The organism is Mesorhizobium abyssinicae (assembly GCF_049887195.1).
Taxonomy (GTDB): domain Bacteria; phylum Pseudomonadota; class Alphaproteobacteria; order Rhizobiales; family Rhizobiaceae; genus Mesorhizobium; species Mesorhizobium abyssinicae.
On sequence record NZ_JARAKC010000002.1, the window covers coordinates 560924 to 581934 of the forward strand.

General features: G+C 65.6%; 20 protein-coding genes. 6 read left to right on the forward strand and 14 right to left on the reverse strand.

All coding sequences use genetic code 11. The annotated features are described in order from the left end of the window. Positions 1-20: 20 nt before the first annotated feature. Complete coding sequence (locus tag PU724_RS07255) at positions 21-1292, reverse strand: MFS transporter (protein WP_354421054.1); 1272 nt, start codon at positions 1290-1292, stop codon at positions 21-23. Positions 1293-1409: 117 nt separating this feature from the next. On the opposite strand from PU724_RS07255, the gene PU724_RS07260 reads away from it, so the two are divergent. After that, positions 1410-2330: a LysR substrate-binding domain-containing protein gene (locus PU724_RS07260; protein WP_354421056.1), complete on the forward strand. Its 921-nt coding sequence runs from the start codon at positions 1410-1412 to the stop codon at positions 2328-2330. A 224-nt stretch (positions 2331-2554) separates the two neighbouring features. Here the strand turns inward: PU724_RS07260 and der are convergent, their stop codons facing one another. Together der and PU724_RS07270 are read right to left on the reverse strand one after the other, a co-directional pair. Beyond that, positions 2555-3982: a ribosome biogenesis GTPase Der gene (der, locus tag PU724_RS07265; protein WP_354421058.1), complete on the reverse strand. Its 1428-nt coding sequence runs from the start codon at positions 3980-3982 to the stop codon at positions 2555-2557. A gap of 6 nt (positions 3983-3988) precedes the next feature. Then, positions 3989-4654, reverse strand: coding sequence for a tetratricopeptide repeat protein (locus PU724_RS07270; RefSeq protein ID WP_127284884.1), 666 nt, complete (start codon positions 4652-4654; stop codon positions 3989-3991). A 203-nt stretch (positions 4655-4857) separates the two neighbouring features. Between PU724_RS07270 and PU724_RS07275 the strand changes: the two genes are divergently transcribed. Next, entirely contained in the window at positions 4858-5859 is a 1002-nt protein-coding gene (locus PU724_RS07275; protein ID WP_354421060.1) for a polysaccharide deacetylase family protein, read from the forward strand. Positions 5860-5884: 25 nt separating this feature from the next. On the opposite strand, the gene sbmA is transcribed toward PU724_RS07275, so the two are convergent. Together sbmA and PU724_RS07285 are read right to left on the reverse strand one after the other, a co-directional pair. After that, entirely contained in the window at positions 5885-7144 is a 1260-nt protein-coding gene (gene sbmA, locus PU724_RS07280) for a peptide antibiotic transporter SbmA (RefSeq protein ID WP_354421062.1), read from the reverse strand. Positions 7145-7266: 122 nt separating this feature from the next. Next, on the reverse strand, positions 7267-8382 hold the full coding sequence (locus PU724_RS07285) for a YbfB/YjiJ family MFS transporter (RefSeq protein ID WP_426213079.1): 1116 nt from the start codon (positions 8380-8382) through the stop codon (positions 7267-7269). Between PU724_RS07285 and PU724_RS07290 the strand changes: the two genes are divergently transcribed. The 4 genes from PU724_RS07290 (at position 8360) to PU724_RS07305 (ending at position 11463) form a co-directional block, all read left to right on the forward strand. Next, positions 8360-8725, forward strand: a complete 366-nt coding sequence (locus PU724_RS07290) for a hypothetical protein (protein WP_426213084.1) — start codon at positions 8360-8362, stop codon at positions 8723-8725. The two genes, PU724_RS07285 and PU724_RS07290, sit on opposite strands and share 23 nt — an antisense overlap. A 109-nt stretch (positions 8726-8834) precedes the next feature. Then, positions 8835-9749, forward strand: coding sequence for a LysR substrate-binding domain-containing protein (locus PU724_RS07295; RefSeq protein ID WP_354421068.1), 915 nt, complete (start codon positions 8835-8837; stop codon positions 9747-9749). Between the two features lie 78 nt (positions 9750-9827). Continuing rightward, on the forward strand, positions 9828-11084 hold the full coding sequence (locus PU724_RS07300) for an aminopeptidase (RefSeq protein ID WP_128274688.1): 1257 nt from the start codon (positions 9828-9830) through the stop codon (positions 11082-11084). A gap of 22 nt (positions 11085-11106) precedes the next feature. Beyond that, positions 11107-11463 (forward strand): DUF488 domain-containing protein, encoded by a 357-nt coding sequence (locus PU724_RS07305; RefSeq protein ID WP_128274687.1) that lies wholly within the window; start codon positions 11107-11109, stop codon positions 11461-11463. Positions 11464-11674: 211 nt separating this feature from the next. Here PU724_RS07305 and PU724_RS07310 read toward each other — a convergent pair whose 3' ends face one another. From PU724_RS07310 to PU724_RS07350, 9 genes are all read right to left on the reverse strand, one after another. Further along, positions 11675-12028, reverse strand: coding sequence for an ArsC family reductase (locus PU724_RS07310; RefSeq protein ID WP_128274685.1), 354 nt, complete (start codon positions 12026-12028; stop codon positions 11675-11677). A 231-nt stretch (positions 12029-12259) separates the two neighbouring features. Next, the gene (locus PU724_RS07315; RefSeq protein ID WP_127393099.1) at positions 12260-12613 is read right to left on the reverse strand and encodes a nuclear transport factor 2 family protein; all 354 of its coding nucleotides are present in this window, start codon (positions 12611-12613) and stop codon (positions 12260-12262) included. A gap of 150 nt (positions 12614-12763) precedes the next feature. Further along, the gene (locus tag PU724_RS07320; RefSeq protein WP_292102290.1) at positions 12764-13750 is read right to left on the reverse strand and encodes a 2-dehydropantoate 2-reductase; all 987 of its coding nucleotides are present in this window, start codon (positions 13748-13750) and stop codon (positions 12764-12766) included. Next, positions 13750-15279, reverse strand: a complete 1530-nt coding sequence (locus PU724_RS07325; RefSeq protein ID WP_128275605.1) for an acyl--CoA ligase — start codon at positions 15277-15279, stop codon at positions 13750-13752. Before PU724_RS07325 ends, PU724_RS07320 begins: the two co-directional genes overlap by 1 nt. A gap of 71 nt (positions 15280-15350) precedes the next feature. Then, positions 15351-16937 (reverse strand): gamma-glutamyltransferase, encoded by a 1587-nt coding sequence (ggt, locus tag PU724_RS07330; RefSeq protein WP_354421072.1) that lies wholly within the window; start codon positions 16935-16937, stop codon positions 15351-15353. A gap of 21 nt (positions 16938-16958) precedes the next feature. Then, positions 16959-17759, reverse strand: coding sequence for an ABC transporter permease (locus tag PU724_RS07335; RefSeq protein ID WP_127393102.1), 801 nt, complete (start codon positions 17757-17759; stop codon positions 16959-16961). Beyond that, positions 17756-18673 carry an ABC transporter permease gene (locus PU724_RS07340; RefSeq protein ID WP_354421074.1) on the reverse strand — a complete coding sequence of 306 codons (918 nt, stop codon included), beginning with the start codon at positions 18671-18673 and terminating at the stop codon, positions 17756-17758. The genes PU724_RS07335 and PU724_RS07340 overlap by 4 nt, the downstream gene beginning before the upstream one ends. Next, entirely contained in the window at positions 18673-19755 is a 1083-nt protein-coding gene (locus PU724_RS07345; protein ID WP_320320820.1) for an ABC transporter ATP-binding protein, read from the reverse strand. The genes PU724_RS07340 and PU724_RS07345 overlap by 1 nt, the downstream gene beginning before the upstream one ends. Positions 19756-19840: 85 nt before the next feature. Beyond that, positions 19841-20881, reverse strand: coding sequence for an ABC transporter substrate-binding protein (locus PU724_RS07350; RefSeq protein ID WP_127311577.1), 1041 nt, complete (start codon positions 20879-20881; stop codon positions 19841-19843). Positions 20882-21011 lie beyond the last annotated feature (130 nt).

A 21011-nucleotide genomic window follows, 5' to 3' on the forward strand; every position in this document is an offset into this window, starting at 1 on the left:
ACGGCCTCCGCCGCCCGGAATCAGGCTGGCCGCAGGAAGATCGGCCAGGCGATCAGCGCGCAGCCGGCCGCCGCCAGCCAGACGCCGGGCCATGCCCAGAAGTGCAGGAGTCCGGGAATGGCGATTGGCACCAGGCAGAAGCCGACGAAGACGAAGCTGTTGGCGAGGCTGAGCGCGGTGCCGACATGGCCGGGGCCGGCAAGCGTGGCAAGCTCGGTGTAGGCGACGCCGTGCCAGGCGGAGACCGCGATGCCTGCGACGACCAGCATGACGGGAAGCGCCGCCATGAGGGCCGGCCGGCCTGCGGCCCTGACGACCAGCAGCCAGAGCACGGCGAAGGCCAGCGCGCTCAGCGCGCTGCACAGCCTGAGGAACGGACGGCGGTTGCCGTGACGGTCGGTGAAGTGGCCGCTCCAGACGCGCATGACCATGGCGCCGGTCTGCACGGCGGCGAGGCTCGCGCTGGTCGCCAATGTCCCCAGCCCTACGAAATCGTGCAGGAACACCGAGGCGAAAGTGAGCACCGCCACCTGCGGGAAGCAAAGCAGGCCGATGGCGCTCGAGATGCGCCAGACCTCGAGATTGCGCAGCGGCGCCGGACCGGCCGTCGCGGCGACATGACCGCCTCCTTCCGCCGGCGGTTCGTGCAGCCAGCTCCAGGCAAGGACGGCCGAGAGGGCGGAAACGGCCGCCAGCAGGCCGAAGACGGCGGCAAAGCCGAAGCCCAGGGCAAGCGAGGGTAGGACGAGCGCGCCGATGCCGCCGCCGAGCGGCACCGCCGTCTGCCTGATGCTCATGGCGAAACCGCGCTCGCCCTCGCGGAACCATCCCATGATGGCGCGGCCGCTGGAGCCGTTGACGCTGCCGCCGAGCAGGCCGGCGACGAGCAGGCTTGCCGAGAGCAGACTGGCGCCGGGGATGGCACCCTTTGTCGGCACGACGAGCATCGCCATGACGAACAGCCATGCCGCCGTCGCGCCGAGCCCGGTCAACAGCACGCGGCGGTCGCCCCAGCGATCGGTGAGCACGCCCCAGGGCAGTTCGCTGAGCGCGACGCCGAGGCCAAGAAGCCCGAGCGCGAGGCCGAGCGAGGCATTGTCGAGCTGATATCCCTGGCGCATCACCACCGCGGTGGCCGGCACGCCTGAGAAGGTCGCCGAGAACCCGGCATTGGCGGCGACGCCGATGCCCAGCACCTTCCAGCGATGGTTGGGTCCGAAGGTTCGGCCGGCAGTACCGGAAACGGCTTTGGCAGGCGGCGGACAATCGGTGCGTGTGACGATGACGGACATGGTTCCATTCCCGTGGCGGCCGGCTGACCGGCTTGACGAGCATGATGTAGCGCCATAGCTTCATCCATAAAATCAGGAAGTTTTTGACAAACGATCCTGAAATTCGGGACAATACTCATGCGACGCGTTACATTCGACCTCGACGTTCTCAGGACCTTCGTCACCGGCATGGAGCTGGGCAGCTTCGCCAAGGCGGCCGAGAGGCTCGGCCGCTCGACCTCGGCCGTCAGCGCACAGCTGAAAAAGCTGGAAGAACAGGCGGCGACGCCGATCTTCCGCAAGTCCGGGCGCGGGCTGGCGCTGACCGAGGCCGGCGAGGCCATGCTCGGCTATGCACGCCGGCTGCTCGAACTCAACGACGAGGCGGCCGCCGCCATTCACGACGTCGAGCTGGAAGGCTGGGTGCGGCTCGGACTGCAGGAGGATTTCGGCGAGGCGGTGCTGCCGGAAGTGCTCGGCCGCTTCGCGCGCGCCCATCCCAAGGTCAGAATCGAGGCGCGGATCGCGCGCAGCCACGAGCTTGCCGAGCGGATCACCCAGGGCAGCCTCGACATTGCGCTCGCCTGGCACAATGGCGCGAGCCTGCCCTACAGCCGGCACGTCGCCGACGTGCAGATGCGCTGGGTCGGGCCGGCAAAGCCGATCGAGCTTGGCTCGCGCGGCGGCGAGGCCCTGCCGCTGGTGGCGCTGGAGGCGCCCTGCCTGCTGCGCACGGTGGCGACCGAAACGCTCGACCGCGCCGGCCTGTCCTGGCGGATGGCCTTCTCCAGTCCCAGTCTCGGCGGCATCTGGGCGGCGGTGGCGGCCGGTCTCGGGCTGACGATCCGCACCGATATCGGCCTGCCCGCCAACGTCAGGGCGATGGCGTCCGGGACGCTCGGGCTCCCTGCCCTGCCGAAGATGGCGCTGGTGCTGCACCAGAAGGACGCAGAGCTCGACCCGGTCGCGGCGCGGCTGGCGGAGATACTGCTGCAGGCGGCAGTGGAGGCGCTGCCCGAAAGCGCCGAGACGAAAGAGAACCTGCTGAAAGTCGCTTAGCTTCTTGGCCGAAGCCTATCGGCTTCGTCATCTAGGGCGCAGCGACGCGAAGCGGAGCGTAGACCCTGGGATCCACGCCGCTCCATCGACCGAGGTGTGCAACGGCGTAGAACTCTGCACCGTAGCAGCGCGTCTAAATTACGGCATGGATCCTCGGGGCTGCGCCGCGTCGCTTCGCTCCTCGCTCCGCCCGTCCGAAGGGACGCGCTGCCGACTCCAAAGCCTCAGCGCTTCTTCGCCCTGCCCGCAAACGGGTTGTCCGAGGTGCGCAGCGCCATGCGGATCGGCACGCCGGGCATGTCGAAGGCTTCGCGCAGGCTGTTCGAGAGATAGCGGACGTAGGATTGCGGCATCGCGTCCGGCCGCGAGCAGGAGACGACGAAGCCCGGTGGGCGGGTCTTGGCCTGGGTGACATATTTGATCTTCAGCCGGCGGCCGGCGACGGCGGGCGGCGGGTGATGCGCGAGGATGCCTTCCAGCCAGCGGTTGAGCTTGCCAGTCGAGACGCGGCTGTTCCAGACCTTGTGCGTCTTGATGACGCTATCCATCAATTTGTCGAGGCCGCGCCCGGTCTCGGCCGACACCGTCACCGCCTGGATGCCGCGCACCTGCGGCAAGAGCCGCTCGGTCTTTTCGCGCAGTTCCGCCAGCAGTTCCTGCGGATTGTCGATCAGGTCCCACTTGTTGAAGGCGATGACCGGCGCGCGGCCTTCGCGGACGATCAGGTCGGCGATCTGCAGGTCCTGCTTCTCGAACGGGATGGTGGCATCGAGCACGATGATGACGATCTCGGCGAAGCGGATGGCGCGCAGGCCGTCCTGCACCGAGAGCTTCTCGAGCTTCTCCTGGACCTTGGCCTTGCGCCGCATGCCGGCGGTGTCGAACAGCTTCATGCGGCGGCCGCGCCAGTCCCAGTCGACCGAGATCGAATCGCGGGTGATGCCGGCTTCCGGTCCGGTCAGTAGGCGCTCCTCGCCGATCAGCGCGTTGATCAGCGTCGACTTGCCGGCGTTCGGGCGGCCGACGACGGCAATGCGCATCGGCTTGGTGTCGTCATAGGCGGGCTCGGCATCGGGGTCGGTGATGTCCTCGCCGATCAGCACCTCGCTGGCGGCGATCTCCGCATCGTCCTCCTCGTCCTCGCCGAAGGCACGTTCCTCGCCGAGCGCCGCGATCACCGCGTCGCGCAGGTCGGGCATGCCCTGGCCGTGCTCGGCCGAGACCGGGATCGGCTCGCCGAGGCCGAGTTCCCAGGCCTCCAGCATGCCGCCTTGCGCACCGCGCGCCTCCGCCTTGTTGGCGACCAGTACCACCGGCTTGCCGGACTTGCGCACGACCTCGGCAAAGGTGCGGTCGTCGGGCAGCAGGCCGGACTTGGCGTCGATGGTGAAGAAGATCAGGTCCGCCTCGCGGATCGCGATCTCGGTCTGCTGGCGCATGCGACCGGGCAGCGTCGAGGCGGCGGCGTCCTCGAAGCCGGCGGTGTCGATGACGTCGAAGAAAAGATCGTAGAGCTTGGCGGCGTGGACACGGCGATCGCGGGTGACGCCCGGCGTATCGTCGACGAGCGCCAGCTTCTTTCCGACCAGCCGATTGAAAAGAGTCGATTTGCCGACGTTAGGCCGGCCGATGATGGCGACTTTGAAGCCCATCCGGGGTCACGACGCGTTGCCCGACCCGCGGATCAGTTCGGACATCAAGGTCGCCCGCTGGCGCGCATTGCGCGGGGCGCCGTCATCCGAAGCGATCTGGTCGAACAGTTTGAGCGCGTCCGCCGTCTTGCCTTCCTTCCAGGCGGCAAGGCCGAGTGCCTCGCGCGCGGTGTGGCGCAGCGTGTTGGTGTCGGCGGTGAGCGCCTCGACACGGCTGGACACGTCTGCGAAGGAGCCGCTGTCGACGAGCAGCAGCGCTGCCCTCAGCCGCGCCATGTCGCGGATGCCCTGCGGGATGGCGTTGTCGGCCGCGACGTCGTCGAAATCCTTGACGGCGGCGGCGACGTCGCCCTTGTCGGCCTTGACCGTCGCGGCACGCATGCGGGCGAGCAGCGGATAGGCGCCGTAGCCGTCCTTCTGGAGCTGATCGAGGGCGGTGAGCGCCTCGTCGCTCTTGCCGTCGTTGGCAAGCTTCAGCGCCTGCGAGAAAGCGTCGCCCGAGCGGTTGGCGCGGCTCTCGTCCCAATAGCGGTAGCCGACGACGGCGGCGGTGCCGAGCACGATCAGGATGGCAAGGCCAAGCAGCGCCGGACCAAAACGGTCCCACAGCGCCTGCGCCTGTTCGCGACGAATCTCTTCGTTGACTTCGCGGATAAAACTGTCGTCGGACATCAATCAAAACCATTGCTGCCCCGCACGGGGCGCTTCTTGAGCCCGCGTTTTAGCGAAATTTTGTCGGCATGGAAGGGGGCCGCCCGGAAAATCGGCGGATAGAGGATCGGACCCCGCAAGGAGCGCCCCGCCCGCCGACCGCACCCACGCCACATTTCGCCGCTAGCCGGTCGCCGACCGTCCCAATGCCCAGACCCTTGCCGATGCCCCGTCCATTCCCCGTTGCTGCGTCCAGTCTTGTCGCCCTCGCCCTCGCCGGCCCGGCGCTCGCCGACCCGCCGGCGCCGCCGCCCAAGCCGAAGCAGATCGTCATCATCTCCTTCGACAGCGCCCGCGAAATCTCGCAATGGCGGCGCAGCCGCGCCTTGGCCGAACGCACCGGCGCGCATTTCACCTATTTTGTCTCCTGCGTCTTCCTGCTGTCGCCGGAAACGCGCAAGGACTACACGGGGCCGGGAAAGAGCGCCGGCAAATCGAACATCGGCTTTGCCGCCTCGAAACAGGAGGTGGCGGAGCGGCTGGCGCAGATCAACCTGGCCGCCTCGGAAGGCCATGACATCGCCAGCCATGGCTGCGGCCATTTCGACGGCAAGGACTGGAGCAAGGCCGACTGGCTCGCCGAATTCGCCGCCTTCAAGCACATTCTGGAAAACGCCTATTCGATCAACGGCATCGCGCCGGAGCCGGCCAGCTGGCATGATTTAGCACGACATGCCGTGACCGGTTTTCGCGCGCCGTACTTGTCGGCGAACAAGGCGCTTTACGAGGCGCTGCCGCAGGCGGGCTTTGAGTATGACGCCAGCGGCGTCTCGAAAGGCCCTGCCCTGCCGCCGGAGAGAGGCGGCATCACGCGCTTTTCGCTGCCGCAGATTCCGGAAGGGCCGAAGTCGAGGCCGGTAATCGCGATGGACTACAATCTCTATGTCCGCCATTCCGGTGGCTTCGAGAAGCCGGGCATGGCGGCGGAGTTCACGGAGCGGAGCTACCGCGCCTTCCGCGCCGCCTTCGACAAGCAGTACCAGGGCAAGCGCATCCCGCTGGAGCTCGGCTTCCATTTCACTCAGATGAACGGCGGCGCCTACTGGGACGCGCTGGAGCGCTTTGCCGGCGAAGTCTGCGTCATGCGGCAGGTCGAATGCATCAGTTTTCGCGATTATGTCGGGCGCCAGCGCGCGGGCGAGCGGCAGGCAACGGTCGGCGGCTGAGCCGTCTCGCGCCCTGCCCGAACTGTCAGGCGGGATCCTCCGCGCTTTGCCTTGCCAGATAGCGCTGGTCGATATCCGGCAGCGGCTCGCCCTGCAGCGTCGCCTCGAAGGCGCGCAGGCGCTTATGCACTGACTGCAGTTCGACGATGGTCGACCATGAGGTGAGCAGGAACTGCAGCGATCCCGTGACCTTGCCGAAGGCGTTCGAGATCTGGTTCAGCGCGCCGAAGGTGATCTTGTGCGCCACCAGCGAGGGGCCGAGGATCAGCAGCGAGAAGATGTTGTCGGCCTGCAGGTAGGTGTAACGGACGACATTGAAATAGATGTAGTGGAAATAGAGCCTGAAGTAGTTTTGACGGACATTGGCGAAGAGCTCGGCGGTGGTCGCCGGCTGTGCCCTGTCGGCATGATCCTCACCGTAGACCAGTTCCTTGCGATAGGCCGCCTCGACGCGCTGGTTGCGGAACTGCAATCCCGGCAGCTTCAGGCCCGCAACCATCACCGAAATCGTGCCGAACAGACACCAGGCAAGCGCTGCGACAACCAGCGGCTGAGGGACCGCTCCGACAATCGGCAACTCGGTGATATGGGCCTGCAGCTGGATCATGACCGGCAGGAAGGCGATCAGCGTCATGATCGACTGGACGAAGCTGGAACCCAGATCCTCCATGATCTGCGAGAAGCGCATGGTGTCTTCCTGGATACGCTGCGAGGCACCTTCGATATGCCGCAGCCGGCCCCAGTTCGCCACGAAATAGTCGTTCATCGCCGTGCGCCAGCGGAAGATCCAGTGACTGACGATGAAAGCGTTGACCACCTGCACATTCATGCCGACCAGCGCCAGCCACGAGAAGTCGGCCAATCCGAGGTAGAACTCGCTGTCGGTCGACTTTCCCGTGCCCGACATGAGGCCCTGCACATAGTCGAAGAACGGACCGTACCAGGCGTTGACGGCGACGCTGACCTGCACGTTGAAATAGATGAAGAACAGGATGACGGCCGTCATCAGGATCGACCAGTTCTGCCAGGGATGCGGCGAATACCAGGCCCAGAACGCGTAGAAGGCGGCCACGCAGAAAACGAAATAGAGATAGAACCACAGGAACGGCTTCGACCACAGCACGGCTATGCCGATGATCGGCGGCGCGCCGGCGGCTGCAGGCGGCAGGCCGACCAAGGCGCCCAGTTGCTCACCACCGAAGAACCAGAACAGGATCGCGGCAAGGCTCCAGACGGCGGCCGAGGTGAAGAAGAGCTTCGGCTGCGGGAAGAAGGATACGAACACTGTGGCGGGTTCCTCGGTCGAATCGCTGATCGGCGGTATTGCTGCTCGGCGGGCATAAGGTCACACATTAGGTGGAAAGAAAATGCCCGTGCCCAATGCCCGGCACCGAGCAAGACCACAAATCATGGCGATTTTGGCGCAGCCGACCAGGCGACGACGGCGGAGACGAGCAGGACGACCGCCGCCATGATCGAGGCCGAGACATAGTTGCCGGAGGCTTGCGCGAGCAGTCCGGCGGCGATCGGGCCGATGATCTGGCCAAGGCCGAAGGCGGCGGTCATCAGCGCAAAGATGCGGCGCGGCGCTTGCGGTGCAAGCTGCCTTGCCGCCTGCAGGCCGAGCGCGGTGATGGCGATGAACGTGCCGCCCAGCAGAACGCCGGCCAGCAGAGGCCCGACATAGCCGCCGACAACGACGCTTGCCGCGACGCCGACCACCTCGATCAGGCAAGCGAGTACGTAGGCTGGGTAGAGACCGAACCTTTCGGCGACCTTCTGCCACAGCCAGACGGACGGAACACCGGCAAGGCCGGTGACCATCCAGACCATGGCCTCGAACACGCGCCCGCCGCCGCCCTGGCGCACGATGGCGACGAGGAAGGTCGCGGTCACCACATAGCCGAAGCCGAACAGGCCGTAGGCGACAATCATCTTGAGCAGCGACCGGTGCTTCGGCAGTGCGGGCTCGCGGCCTTCGGCGCCGTTGATGGTCGATGTGGTGCCGGCAAGCAGGGCGACCGCGACGAGACCCAAAGCGGAGATCGCCGCCGCCCACAGCCAGCCCGCCGGCCAGCCGGCATGGCCGGTGACGAGAATTGACATCAATGCCGAGGAAGCTGCGATGCCGAGCCCGACGCCGCCGAAATGCAGCGCCTGCAGATCACTACGGCCGGCCACGGCAAGATGGCTGAAGACGATCGAGGCCATGAAGACCATGACGAAGGCGCTGGCGAGACCGGCAAGAAAGCGGATGGCGAGAAAGACCGCGATCGTGTCGCCGAGGCCCATCAGGGCGGCGAGCAAGGCGCTGGCGGCGAGGCCGGCAAACATCAGGATGCGCTCGCGCCCATGCGCCCAGCCGCCGGCGGCGGCGAAGGCGCCGACGAGATAGCCGAGATAGTTGGCGGAGGCGATCCAGCCGGCATCGGCCGGCGACAGATGCAGTTCCTCCATCATGCCGGGCAGGATCGGCGTGTAGACGAAACGGCCGATGCCCATGGCGACAGCCATGGCGAGCATGCCGGCCAAGGCAAGCCGCAAGGGCGATGGCGAGGCGGTTTTCATCGCGGCGCACAATAAGTGTGCCGAGCAGCAAGACAATGCGCTTGTGTTGGGCCAGTTCGGAATGCCGATGGGCGCGTGCCCGCCAGCCGGAAACAGTTCGATTGTCTTACCGACAGCCTGGGCGCGCCGTCTCGTGATCTGTGCGCCGGGCCGTCAGCCGGAAGGGGACATCGCCCAGTTCGCGCTCCGACATGGTGTCGAATACAGGATGCGACAACGGGTCGACGATCCAGCGGGTAATCTCGCCATCATGGCGGTTTCGCCGTGCGTCATCGGCGGAAAAGACCTTGAGCAATGATAAAATCTTCATCGAATTGCCTCCAATGGTCGGGCTTCAGCCCCAAAAATCAGCCTTTTCGTGCCGGGTTTCAATTGAGATTTCCCGATTGCCGTTTTAGAAAATCTACATGACCATGCTGAACCGCGTCCATCTGAACGGCCTGCGTGCCGTGGAAACCGTCGCCCGGCTGGGCTCGCTTGCGGCGGCGGCAGGCGAGCTCAACGTCTCGGCCAGCGCCGTCAGCCAGCAGATCAAGCGCACGGAAAAGCAGCTCGGCCAGGCGCTGTTCGAACGCACGCCGGGCGGCCTTGTTCCGACGGAGTTCGGCGCGGTGTTCACGGCAAGGCTTGGCGCCGGCTTCCGCGAACTGGCGCAGGCGGTGGCGCTGGCCGACGAGGCCAGCCAATGCACGCTGGTGGTTTCGGTGGCCCCGGCCTTCGCGTCGAAATGGCTGCTGCCGAGGCTGTCGCGGCATTTCGCCCGGCATCCGAACGTGCTCTTGCGCATCGACGCCTCGGGTCGGGTCGCCGATCTCGATCATTCTGACATCGATATCGGAATCCGGATGGGCGTCGGCAAATGGCCAGGCGTGCAAGCAGAACTGCTTCTGGCGCAGGAGGTGTTCCCGGTCTGCGCTCCGTCGATCGCAGCCAAGCTGCGCGCCATCGAAGACCTGGCGCAAACCTGCGCCATCACCGACGAGCGGTCGATGATCAGCTGGGACAGCTGGTTCGCGGCGGCCGGCGTCGAGCCGGTCACCTTTCTCAAGGGGGCACGCTTCACCGATCCAATGCTGTGCCTGGAATCGGCGATCGCCGGCCATGGCGTCATGCTTGCCTGGCAGTTGCTGACCGCCGACGCGCTGGCAGATGGCCGGCTGGTCGCGCCGTTCGGCGTGCGCGCCGAGAGCGGGCTTGGCTACTGGATGGTGACCTCGGCGACAAAAAGCGAGAGTCGCAAGGTGCGCGACTTCAAAGCTTGGATACGCGAGGAAATCGCGGCGACCATGGCGCAGTTCCGGTCGCTGGACAGCGCCGCCTGAGCCAGTCGATCCTTGTGGAAAGGCTAGCCCTGCCGGTCTATGTATGGGCCAGACCCCACAATCACGGCAGGCAGGATCATGACCACACATTCGCGCAGCGTTGCAGCAACCATCGACCCGGTGAAGCTCGACAGGCTGGCCGAAGTCGCCATCAAGGTCGGGCTGCAGTTGCAGCCGGGACAAGACCTTGTGGTGACGTCGTCGATCGCGGCCCTGCCCTTGACGCGGCGCATCGTCGAGCACGCCTACAAGGCCGGCGCGGGGCTGGTGACGCCGATCTTCAATGATGACGAGATCACCCTGGCGCGCTTCCGCTACGGCGCGGACGCCGGCTTCGACCGTGCCGCCGGCTGGCTCTATGAAGGCATGGCGAAGGCCTTCTCCAACAATGCGGCGCGGCTTGCCGTGCGCGGCGAGGACCCCTCGCTCCTGTCGGCGCAGGATCCGGCCAAGGTGGCGCGCGCCAACAAGGCGAACTCGATGGCCTACCAGCCGGCGCTGGAGAAGATCACCGGCTTCGACATCAACTGGAACATCGTCGCCTATCCCGACCTTGCCTGGGCCAAGCAGGTGTTCCCCGGCGATGCCGACGACGTCGCGGTGGCCAAGCTCGCCGATGCGATCTTCTCGGCCTCGCGCGTCGACGTCGAGGATCCGATCGGCAATTGGAAGGCGCACAACGCCGCGTTGGCCGAGCGCACGAAATGGTTGAACGAGCACAATTTCCATGCGCTGCATTTCACCGGGCCGGGCACCGACCTGACCGTCGGGCTGGCCGAAGGCCATGAATGGATGGGCGGCGCCTCGACGGCCAAGAACGGCGTCACCTGCAACCCGAACATCCCGACCGAGGAGGTGTTCACCACGCCGCATGCAAGGCGGGTCTCCGGCCACGTCTCCTCGACCAAGCCGCTCTCCTACCAGGGCACGCTGATCGACGAGATCTCGGTGCGCTTCGAGGAAGGCCGGATCGTCGAGGCCAAGGCTTCCAAGGGCGAGGACGTGCTGAAAAAGGTGCTCGACACCGACGAAGGCGCGCGCCGCCTCGGCGAGGTGGCGCTGGTACCGCATTCCTCGCCGATCTCGAAGAGCGGGCTCTTGTTCTTCAACACGCTGTTCGACGAGAACGCCGCCTGCCACATCGCGCTCGGCCAGTGCTATTCGAAGTGCTTCGTCGACGGCGCCTCGCTCAGCCAGGACGAGATCGCCGCGCGCGGCGGCAACAAGAGTTTTATTCACATCGACTGGATGATCGGCTCGGACAAGATCGACATTGACGGCCTCGGCAAGGACGGCAGCCGCGTGCCGGTGATGCGTAAGGGCGAGTGGGCCTGAGGTTTCCGAACCCGGAGGTATGATGGCCTTCGATATTGCCGTAACGCGCGTCTATGAGGCGCCGGCGAAAGCGGACGGCCAGCGGGTGCTGGTCGACCGCATCTGGCCGCGCGGCATCGCCAAGAAGGATGCCGCGCTGACGCTATGGCTGAAGGAGATCGCGCCGAGCGACGAACTGCGCAAATGGTTCGGGCACCAGCCGGAACGCTGGGCGGAGTTTCGGAAGCGGTATTCGGCGGAACTGGATGGGAATGGCGAGGCGGTGGCCCAGCTGCACGCATTGCTCGGCAAAGGCAAGGTGACGCTGCTCTATGGCGCACATGATGAGGCGCACAACAATGCGGTGGCGCTGGCGGAGTATTTGCGAGCCCAAGCATGAATGCTGAGACGTCGAGTTCCTTCGCCCCCCTCTCTGGCCTGCCGGCCATCTCCCCCTCAAGGGGGGAGATCAGCTGTCGCGCCGGCTTTCGCCAAATCGCCAACGTCGCAGGAATGAGCGACGTGCCAAAGCTGCCAATCTCCTCCCTTGAGGGGGAAATGTCCGGCAGGACAGAGAGGGGGGCGAAGGAACGCAGCGTAAGCAGTCGAGCCTACTTCCCGCCAACCGCCTCCTCATAGACCTCCGGCTTGAACCCAACCAGGATGCGGTCGCCCACCTCCAGCACCGGTCGCTTGATCATCGTCGGCTTGGCCAGCATCAGCTTCTTCGCCTTCTTCTCGTCGAGCGTACCCTTCTCCTCGTCGGGCAGTTCGCGAAAAGTCGTGCTCCCCTTGTTGAGCAGTTTTTCCCAGCCGACCTTTCCGACCCAGCCGTTCAGCCTCTCCGCCTCGATGCCCTCGGCCCGGTAGTCGTGGAAGCGGTAGGCGACGTCGCGGCTCTCCAACCAGACGCGCGCCTTCTTGATCGTGTCGCAGTTGGTGATGCCGTACATGGTGATCGTCAAAACAGACCTCGGGCAGATGGGTTCGCGAATCTGACGACAAGCTAGGCCCGCCCTGCCCGCTTTGCCAGCGACTTAGGCCGAGCTTCCTTGACGGCTGGGGCACGGTTGCCGATGCGGACCATGCGAGGACGATTTGAGACATCACATGGCGGCCAGCATGTCATCCCAGCCGCCATGCCTGACTTTAACCGTGCGCGATGCGAGCCCTGGAGGCTGCTGGAATTTCACGCTTCAATAATAAAAACGCTCTTCGCTGATCTTGCCGTTCTTGACCGTATAGAGGCCAACCTCATCCATGGTGACGCGCTCGCCGGTGGATTTGGGCGTTATGTCGAACTTGAAGCGCAGCGCGAACTGGTCGCCATTGACATAGGGGCCGTCGACCGAGCCGCCGTGAACCTCATGGTTCGCCTCCCACCACTCGCCCTTCTGCTTGACGGCTTCCTTGCCGCTGCAAACAGCCATCGGCCCTTCCATGGCCTCATAGCTGACGATGTCGTCGGCATTGTATCTCGCGGCAGCGCTGTGGCTGTCGCCCTGCTTGAGGAGTTCCGTGAAATCCTTGGCAATTTCAGCAGTGGTCATGACTTCCTCCTGTTCAGACCAGTCGCAGGTAGGGGGTCGACTGCTCGGCTGCTACCGCCGGCCTGTCCCACAGGTGACAATTCGTGTCAGGAGAGACAGGTCCAGCTTGCAGCGATTTGAAATGCTCGCATGGCGACCAATGCGTCGTCCTTACAACGGGGCATAACAGCCGCGCTCGATGGCCAGCCGCCGCACCAGCGCCAGCACGCTGTCGATGGCCGGCGTCGGCTTGCCGGTCAGGCGGCCGAGTTCCTGCACCGCGCTCACCAGCGCGTCGATCTCCATGGGGCGGCCGCGCTCCAGATCCTGCAGCATCGAAGTCTTGTGCTCGCCGACGTCGCCGGCGCCCTTGATGCGCTTGTCGACGGGGATCGGAAAGCGGACGCCGAGGCTTTCGCCGATCGCTTGCGCCTCCAGCATCATGGCGCGGGCAAGCGTTCGCGTTCCCTCGTCGGCGACGATGGCCGCGAGCGTGCTACCGGTCAGCGCCGAGATCGGATTGAAGGACAGATTGCCCCAGAGTTTTATCCAGATCTCCGAGCGGATGTCCTCGCGCACCGGCGCCTGCAGTCCGGCTTTGACCATCTCGCGCGCCAGCGCGGTTACGCGCTCGCTCTTTTCGCCGGACGGCTCGCCAAGCGAGAACCGCGTACCCTCGACATGGCGGATCAGGCCGGGGGCATCGACCTCCGCGGCGGGATAGACGACGGAGCCGATGACGCGCTGCGGGCCGATGCGCTGCCAGATCGTGCCGCCGGGATCGACCGCCTGGATGCGCGTGCCTTCGAGCGCGCCGCCGGCCTTGTAGAAGTACCACCAGGGCACGCCGTTCTGCATGGTGACGACCGCTGTCTCCGGTCCAAGCAGCGGTGCGATCTGGTCGAGCGCCGGCGCCAGCGAATGGGCCTTCAGCGCCAGCACGACATAGTCCTGCACGCCGAGCTCTTCCGCGCGGGCGGCCGCCCTCACTGGCGCGGCAATCTCGCTCTCGCCCTCGATCAGCCTGAGGCCATCGGCCTTGATCGCCTCGAGATGCGCGCCGCGCGCCACGACCGACAGATCGACCGTGCCAGCGGCTGCCAGCTTGGCGGCGAGATAGCCGCCGATGGCGCCGGCGCCGAAAACGGTGACGCGCATCAGCCGAGCCCGAGTTTTGCCGCGAGACCGATGCGCTGCAATTTTCCCGTCGCGCCCTTCGGGATCTCGTCCAGGATCAGCACCTTGCGCGGCACCTTGAAATCGGCGAGCCGAGTCGACGCAAAGCCGCGTATGTCGGACTCGCTGGCGCTCTGGCCTTCGCGCAGCACGACTGCGGCCGCGACCTCTTCGCCGAGCTTGTCGTGCGGCATGGCGAAGGTGACGACCTGCGCCACCGCCGGATGGTCCATCAGCACGCCGTCGACCTCAAGCGGCGAGATCTTCTCGCCGCCGCGATTGATGATCTCCTTCAGCCGGCCGGTGACGCGCAGATAGCCATCCTCGTCGAGCACGCCCTGGTCGCCGGTATGGAACCAGCCGTGGGCGAAGGCGCTGGCGTTGGCGTCGGGATTCTTCTCGTAGCCTGCGGTGACGTTGGGGCCGCTAATGACGATCTCGCCGGTCTCGCCGGCGTCAAGCAGCCGTCCGTCCGGCGCCATGACAGCTACGTCCGGTCCGGCCGCGGCGCCGACGCTGCCCGGCTTGCGCTGGCCTGGCGGCAGGCGGTTGGACGCCATCTGATGCGCGGCCTCGGTCATGCCGTAGGATTCGATCACCGGGCAGCCGAAGGTCGCCTCCAGCTCGGCCATCACCTGCGCCGGCAAGGACGCGGAGGACGAGCGGATGAAGCGCAGCGGTGCCGCCGCAAGCGCTTCCGCATTGCGCGCGGCGCGCGGCAGGATCGCCTGATGCATGGTCGGCACCGCCGTGTACCAGCTCGGCTTTGCCTCGCCCAGCCAGTGGAAGAAGCGTAGCGCATTGAAGCCCGGCGTGCAGAAGACGCTGCCACCGGCGGCGAGCGAGGACAGCACAGCCGCGATCAGCCCGTGAATGTGGAAGAGCGGCATGATGTTGAGGCAGCGATCGGCCGAGGTCAGGCCGAGCGTCGCGCCGATATGCGCGGCCGAGGCGGCAAGATTGGCATGGCTTAATGGCACCAGCTTCGGGCGCGAGGTGGTGCCGGAAGTGTGGAGAAGCAGCGCGATGTCGCCGTCCGCTGCCAATCCCGACGCGACGGGCGGGCCGACCGGATCGCCTTCGATGGCGAAGCTGCCGGCGGGCGCGTCATCCGGCGGCAGCAACCGCAGCACGCGGATGCCGAGACGCTCGGCGACTTCGACCGCCGGCCCGTGCTCATCCCTGGCAACCAGAATCGCCCTGGCGCCGATGTCCGAGAGATAGAAATCGAGCTCGTCGGCCCGGTAGGCCGGATTGAGCGGAGCAGTCGAGGCCGCCGCCGCTACGGCGAGGAAGGCGGCCGCCATCTCCGGTCCGTTCGGCAGCACGATGGCCACGCGGTCGCCACGGCCGAGGCCGAGCGCATTCAGCTTCGCGACCGTCTCGCGGATCAGCCGGCGCAGCCCGCCATGGGTGAGCGTTGGCCTGTCAGGGGCCGAAACAGCCGGCGCGTCAGCGGCGCCGGGGGCGAGGCGGTGCGCAAGGTCCACAGTGTCAGCGGTATTGGTCATGGTCACCGACTATCTTTCCAGCCTGCAAAAATCCAGCCGAGCGGCAGCACACAATCGTGAAGCCGCCGGCATCAGTATCCGAGCGCCATTCCATCCTTGCGCGGATCGGAAGCGCCGGTCAGCGTTCCCTTCTCCCAGTCGATCAGCACGGCCTGCCCGCCGCCCAGCGGGTGATCCGGCTCCACCACCTGATGGCCGCGCCGGCGAAGGCCTTCAACTGTGTCGGGGCGGACGTTTCGCTCCGCCTCGACGACGTCGTGATTGTAGAAGACGCGCGGCGCGTCCAGTGCCTGCTGCGGGTCCATGCCGAAGTCGATCATATTGGTCAAAAGATGGACATGGCCGAAAGGCTGGTAGCCGCCGCCCATGACGCCGAACGGCATCACCGCGCGGCCGTCCTTCGTCATCATGCCCGGCATGATGGTGTGCATCGGCCGCTTGCCGGGGGCTATCGCGTTCGGATGTTTCGGATCGAGCCGGAAGCTGGTGCCTCTGTTCTGCAGCACGACGCCGGTCTTCGGGCCGACGACGCCGCTGCCGAAGGAATAGTAGGTCGAGTTGATGAAGCTGACCGCGTTCAAGTCACGGTCGACGACGGAGATGTAGACCGTGTCGCTGCCCGGCAGATCGAGGCGCGGCAAATCGGTCATGGCGCGTTCGCGATCGATGGCGGCGCGCAGCCGGTCGGCATAGACGGCGGACAAAAGCTCTTTCACCGGGACGGCGACATGATCCTGGTCGCCGAGAAATGTATCGCGGTCGCGGTAGGCGAGCCGCCCGGCCTCGATCTCCAGATGCAGGCGCTCGGCGCCATTGGGGTCGAGCCCGCCAAGCTCAAAACCGGAGAGCACGTTCAACATCAAAAGCGCGGTCAGGCCCTGATTGTTCGGCGGCATCTGATGGATGCCGTAGCCCTTGTAGGAGATGCCGACCGGGGCCTTGTAGTCGCCCTTGGTCGAAGCGAAATCGTCGAGCGTGTGCAGCCCGCCGAGCTGGCGCAAGCGACCGACGATGTCCTCGGCCACCGCACCCTCGTAGAAGCCGGCACGGCCTTTCCTGGCGATGATGCGCAGCGTTTCGGCGAGCTCCGGCTGGCGATGGACGTCGCCGGCCCTGGGTGGTTTGCCGCCGGGCAGGAAGATGCGCGCCGCGACCTCGTCGGCCGACAGATCGGTCTCGGGATCTTTCCAGTCGAAGGCGACGCGGTCGTGCACGACATAGCCGTTTTCGGCATAGTGGATCGCCGGCGCCAGCGCGTCGGCGATGCCCTTTCGGCCATGATCCTCCAGCAGCCTGCACCAGGCGTCGACGGCCCCCGGAATGGTGACCGCATGCGGGCCCTGCTTCGGCAATTCGCTGAAGCCCTTCTCCAGATACCAGTCGACGGTCGCCGCCGCCGGCGCCCTGCCCGAGCCGTTGAAGGCGAGCACATTCCCCTCGCCCTTAGGGCAATAAAGCACGAAACAATCGCCACCGATGCCGGTCGACTGCGGCTCGACCACCGCCTGCACGGCGGCGGCGCAGACGGCGGCGTCCATCGCATTGCCGCCGGAGCGCAGCATCTCGATCGCGGCGAGGGTCGAGAGCGGATGCGAGGTCGCGGCCATGGCTTCGGTGGCGCGGACCGGCGAGCGGCCGGGAAACTGGAAATCACGCATGCTGTTACGGTATCCCTGCATTCAACGTCCGCGGCCGAAAAGCTGAGCGGCGGACAACAAGACGATCGATAGCACGATCAGGCAAGTCGAAATGGCGGCAATGGTCGGATCGATCTGGTCGCGTAGCGCATTGAACATGCGGCGCGTCAGCGTCGTGGTTTCGCCGCCGGAGATGAACAGCGAAACCACCACCTCGTCGAAGGAGGTGATGAAGGCAAACAGCGCGCCCGACACGATCGAGAAGCGGATCTGCGGCATCGTCACCTGAAGGAAGGCGGAGAAGCGGTTGGCGCCGAGGCTGCGCGCCACCTTCTCCTGGTTCATGTCGTAGGACCGCAGGCCGGAAACAACGGTCAGCACCACCAGCGGCAGGGCCTGCACGGTATGAGCGATGACGAGGCCGGTCAGCGTGTTGTTGAGGCCGATGCGGGCGTAGAGGAAGAATGTGCCGATGCCGATCAGGATGACCGGGATGATCAGCGAGGCGGTGAGCAGCGCATTGATGGCACCGGTCAGCCGAAGCGTGCCGGCATTGATGGCATAGGCGGCAGCGGTGCCGAGCGGCGTCGCCACGATCATCGTCATTACAGCGACCTTCACCGAGACGATGGTGGCATCGCGCCATTCGACCGAACCGAAATAGCTCTCGTACCAGCGCAGCGACCATTGCTCGGGCGGGAACTGCAGCAGCGTCGAGCCGGAAAAGGACATGATGACGATGATGACCGACGGCGCGATCAGGAACAGCAGGACCAGCGCTCCGAGCGCATAGAGCCAGAGCCGTTGCCGGTGCGATATGGGCAGGGCATTTTCCATGCTCATCGCGAGCTCCAGACGCCGGTGGCGCGCGCGCCGAGCAGCCATTGGAACAGGCCGAGCAGGGCGAGCGTGACGGCAAGCAGCACGACGCCGAGCGCGGCCCCCGCGCCCCAGTTGGAATAGAGGCTGGTGGTCTGCTCGATGCGCATCGCCCACATGATGACCTTGCCGCCGCCCATCAATGCCGGCGTGACGAAAAATCCGAGGCAGAGCACGAAGACGATGACCACGCCGGAGGCGAGGCCGGGCAGCGACAGCGGGAAGAATATCTGCCGGAAGGTGGCGGCCGGGCTGGCGCCGAGATTCATGCCGGCGCGCAGGCAATCGATGTCGATCGTCTTCATCGAGGCGTAGAGCGGCAGCACCAGGAACGGCAGCATGATGTGGGTCATGCCGATGATGACGCCGGCGAAATTGTTGGCGAGCGGCAGCGGCTGGCTAATGACGCCGAGATCGATCAGCCAGCTGTTGATCAACCCCTTGCGCTGCAGGATGACCAGCCAGGCATAGGTGCGCACCAGCACCGAGGTCCAGAACGGCAGGATGACCAGGATCAGGCAGATCGAGGCCGCGCGGCGCGGCAGTTGCGACAGCATGTAGGCCAGCGGATAGCCGAGCACGACGCAGGCGCCGGTGACGGCGAAGGCAACCTTGAAGGTGGTGAGGAAGGTCTTGATGTAGGAGGGCTGCTGGAAGAAGCGCGCGTAGTTCGAAGCGCTCAGCGAGCCGGTCTCGTCGAACAGCGACAGCCAGAACAGCCAGCCGATCGGCACGATGATGACGGCGAAGACGAGCAGCAGGCCGGGCGACAGCAGCGCCAGCAGCCCGAAGGATTCGCGGCGCGCATCGGCATGCAACGCATCGGCGTTGAGCGTCGGGGCGCCAGCATGGGGCAGTATCGCGGATTGCATGCTCATCAGTCCGCCGCCACCAGCACCACATCCTCGGCATCAATACCGAGATTGACCGGCTCGCCGGGCCTTGGCAGCCTGGCCAGCACGTCGGAGCGGCAATAGTCGCGCAGCGTCACCTGGCGCCCGTCGCGCAGGGTGGCATAGCAGGCGAAACTGTCGCCCTGGTAGATGACGTCGCCGACCGTCGCCGGGATCACGTTGACGCTGCCCGCCGGCTGAGCGTCGGCGACGAGGCGCAGCTTTTCCGGCCGCACCACCATCAGATGGCAGCCGGCGGCCGGCGCCGCAGAGGTCATGCGGATCTTCCTGTCCTCATACCAGACGCTGCCGTTGCGGCTTTCGACCGGGATGAAGTTGGAATCGCCGATGAAGCCGGCGACGAAGCGCGTCTTGGGCGCGGCGTAGAGCACTTCCGGCCTGTCGATCTGCTCGATGCAGCCGGCGTTCATGACGGCGATGCGATCCGACATGGTGATCGCCTCGCGCTGGTCGTGGGTGACGTAGACAGTCGTCATGCCCAGCCGGCGATGCAGATTGCGCAATTCGATCTGCATGTGCTCGCGCAGGCTCTTGTCCAGGGCCGAAAGCGGCTCGTCCATCAGCACGATGCGCGGCTCGAAGACGATGGCGCGGGCCAGCGCCACGCGCTGCCGCTGGCCGCCGGAAAGCTGGTCGACGCGGCGCTCGCCGAGCCCTTTCAACTGCACGAGGTCCAGCGCCTTTTCGACGCGCTCGGCCGTCTCCGCCGTCGAGACGCGGCGCTGCTTCAACGGAAAGGCGATGTTGTGGAAGACATTCATATGCGGGAACAGCGCATAGTTCTGGAACACCATGCCGATGTTGCGCCGGTGCGGCGGCATGGCGATGATCTCCTCGCCGCCGACCTTGATGCTGCCGGCATTCGCCCTGACGAAGCCCGCCAGGATCATCAGCAGCGTCGTCTTTCCCGAGCCCGACGGGCCAAGCAGCGTCAGGAATTCACCCGCCGCGACATCGAGCGAAAGATCGCGCAGCACCGAGACGCCGCCGAACCTCTTTTCGATGCCGCTGATGCCGATGGGAAGCGCGGTCGGCGCGATGGACAAAAGCATCTCCCTGGACTCCGGATCATTCATGGCGGGACGGAGCTGGGGCAGCGCCTGGACGCTGCCCCGACCGGTGCCACCCTGTCTATTGCTGGATCAGGTTGTTGAACTTCTCGGTCGCCTCGACGAGGGTGTCGCGCCAGAATTCGGGATCCTGCAGCACTTGCTTCTTGACGTTGTCCGGCGCGGAATTGATGTCCTTGATCCGCTCCGGCGGGATCTTGCCGGTCTCGAAGGCCTTTTCGTTGGCCGGGCCGTTGTCGACATAGAGCGGCAAATTGGCCTGAAGGTCGGGGCTGACGAACTTGGCCAGCGCCTTCATGGCGAGGTCCTTGTTCTTCGAGCCTTTGGGGATGACCATGCAGTCGGCGGTGAGAACGCCTTGGTCGAAGGAGAAGCTGACCGGCGCGCCTTCCTTGCGCAAGGTGCCGGCGCGGCCGTTCCAGATGCTCGCCATGTCGACCTCGCCGTCCTTGACGAGCTGCATGGCCTGGGCGCCCGAGGTCCACCAGGCGTCGATATGGCCCTTGACCTTGTCGACGGATTGCAGCGCGCCGTCGATGTCGACCGGATAGACCTTGTCGATCGGAATGCCCTTGGCGAGCGCGGCGACACTCAGCGTTTCCGTCGCCTGGCTGCCGGAGAGCGCGCGGCGGCCGGGGAATTTCTCGACATCCCAGAAATCGGCCCAGGTCTTCGGCCCCTTGTCGCCGAAAACGTCGGTCCGGTAGATCAGCACCACGGAGGTGTAGGAGATGCCGACCCAGTCGTCATGGACGAGCTTGGGATTGATGCCGCTCTTGTCGATGACGCTGTAGTCGAGCTTCTCGAACAGGCCTTCCTTGGAGCCGCGCGCGCATTCGTCGGCGCCGAGCTCGGTGATGTCCCATTTGACGGCATTGCCGGTGACCTGCAGGCGCACGTCGTCGAGGCCATTGGTGGTGTCCTGCTTGATGGTGATGCCGAGTTCCTTGGCCGTCGGATCGAAGAAGGCCTTGGTCTCCGCCTCCTGATAGGTGCCGCCCCAGGAGGCGGCGGTGATGGTGTCGGCGGCCGATGCCGGGACGGCGACCGAGGCCAGCAGCCCCGCGACCGCAAGACTTTTGATGCAAAGCAGCTTCGTCATTTTCGCTTCTCCAACCGGTGTTCCCATTATCGTTGATTTGGTATGCGAATTTGTATACAATTTTGAGTGTAATTCGTCGGAGGCCGATGTCAACACGCGCCATGCGTTTTTGGCGACGAAAGATTGAGGC

Excerpts from the sequence above, each read along its gene's own strand:
- PU724_RS07255 (WP_354421054.1), bottom strand. The coding sequence starts at position 1,292 with ATGTCCGTCATCGTCACACGCACCGATTGTCCGCCGCCTGCCAAAGCC.
- PU724_RS07260 (WP_354421056.1), top strand. The coding sequence starts at position 1,410 with ATGCGACGCGTTACATTCGACCTCGACGTTCTCAGGACCTTCGTCACC.
- der (WP_354421058.1), bottom strand. The coding sequence starts at position 3,982 with ATGGGCTTCAAAGTCGCCATCATCGGCCGGCCTAACGTCGGCAAATCG.
- PU724_RS07270 (WP_127284884.1), bottom strand. The coding sequence starts at position 4,654 with ATGTCCGACGACAGTTTTATCCGCGAAGTCAACGAAGAGATTCGTCGC.
- PU724_RS07275 (WP_354421060.1), top strand. The coding sequence starts at position 4,858 with ATGCCCCGTCCATTCCCCGTTGCTGCGTCCAGTCTTGTCGCCCTCGCC.
- PU724_RS07290 (WP_426213084.1), top strand. The coding sequence starts at position 8,360 with ATGGCGACAGCCATGGCGAGCATGCCGGCCAAGGCAAGCCGCAAGGGC.
- PU724_RS07285 (WP_426213079.1), bottom strand. The coding sequence starts at position 8,382 with ATGCTCGCCATGGCTGTCGCCATGGGCATCGGCCGTTTCGTCTACACG.
- PU724_RS07295 (WP_354421068.1), top strand. The coding sequence starts at position 8,835 with ATGACCATGCTGAACCGCGTCCATCTGAACGGCCTGCGTGCCGTGGAA.
- PU724_RS07300 (WP_128274688.1), top strand. The coding sequence starts at position 9,828 with ATGACCACACATTCGCGCAGCGTTGCAGCAACCATCGACCCGGTGAAG.
- PU724_RS07305 (WP_128274687.1), top strand. The coding sequence starts at position 11,107 with ATGGCCTTCGATATTGCCGTAACGCGCGTCTATGAGGCGCCGGCGAAA.
- PU724_RS07315 (WP_127393099.1), bottom strand. The coding sequence starts at position 12,613 with ATGACCACTGCTGAAATTGCCAAGGATTTCACGGAACTCCTCAAGCAG.
- PU724_RS07320 (WP_292102290.1), bottom strand. The coding sequence starts at position 13,750 with ATGCGCGTCACCGTTTTCGGCGCCGGCGCCATCGGCGGCTATCTCGCC.
- PU724_RS07325 (WP_128275605.1), bottom strand. The coding sequence starts at position 15,279 with ATGACCAATACCGCTGACACTGTGGACCTTGCGCACCGCCTCGCCCCC.
- ggt (WP_354421072.1), bottom strand. The coding sequence starts at position 16,937 with ATGCGTGATTTCCAGTTTCCCGGCCGCTCGCCGGTCCGCGCCACCGAA.
- PU724_RS07335 (WP_127393102.1), bottom strand. The coding sequence starts at position 17,759 with ATGAGCATGGAAAATGCCCTGCCCATATCGCACCGGCAACGGCTCTGG.
- PU724_RS07340 (WP_354421074.1), bottom strand. The coding sequence starts at position 18,673 with ATGAGCATGCAATCCGCGATACTGCCCCATGCTGGCGCCCCGACGCTC.
- PU724_RS07350 (WP_127311577.1), bottom strand. The coding sequence starts at position 20,881 with ATGACGAAGCTGCTTTGCATCAAAAGTCTTGCGGTCGCGGGGCTGCTG.